At 34.0% G+C, this 632-nt stretch carries 1 protein-coding gene; it reads left to right on the forward strand.

Annotation, left to right across the window (positions count from 1 at the left end; genetic code table 11):
- Positions 1-121 precede the first annotated feature (121 nt).
- On the forward strand, positions 122-538 hold the full coding sequence (locus H8718_RS21200) for a DUF2634 domain-containing protein (protein ID WP_249334882.1): 417 nt from the start codon (positions 122-124) through the stop codon (positions 536-538).
- The last annotated feature ends 94 nt before the right edge of the window (positions 539-632 follow it).

Here is a 632-nt window from a genome sequence, read left to right on the forward strand (position 1 = left end):
AGTTCATTAACGGAAGTTACACGTACTTGTATTATTCAACCTAAACTCAAGGTAGGCGATAGGCTTATTGTAAGTGCGGCAGGTGAAGAATACGTTATTTTGGATAAGGTAGGTGATCCCAATGTCACAATCTCTTATACCGCAAAGTAATCGAAGTTTATTAGAAGTGGATATGAAAAATAATATTATGCCTTCTAAAACTTTTTATATAGATTTTGAAAGTAAGAAAATATTAGGGATAATCGAGGATAAAAAAGCTATCGAACAAAGTATATTGCTGGCATTAAGTACAAGTAGATTCAAGTATTTAATCTTTTCGTGGAATTATGGAGAAGAGATTAATCATTTAATCGGTAAAACTAAAGATTTAGCAAGAGCAGAGCTACCTAGATTACTTCATGAATGTTTGTTAATAGATGACAGAATATCGTCTATAGAGGATATCACTATAACCGATATAGAGGATGGGCTTCATATAAGTTTTACTGCAATAACCATACACGGAGATATCCCTATAGAAAGAGAGGTGAAGATATGACCTTTGAAGAATTGATTAAGAGTGCCTTAGAAAAAGTGCCTAATGATATGGACAAAAGAGAAGGGAGTCTCATGCATATGGCGTTAGCACCAGC

Source organism: Zhenhengia yiwuensis (genome assembly GCF_014384995.1).
GTDB classification, from domain to species: Bacteria; Bacillota; Clostridia; order Lachnospirales; family Cellulosilyticaceae; genus Zhenhengia; species Zhenhengia yiwuensis.

Bases quoted from the DNA above. Each gene is read 5' to 3' on its own strand.
- H8718_RS21200 (WP_249334882.1), top strand. From the start codon at position 122: ATGTCACAATCTCTTATACCGCAAAGTAATCGAAGTTTATTAGAAGTG.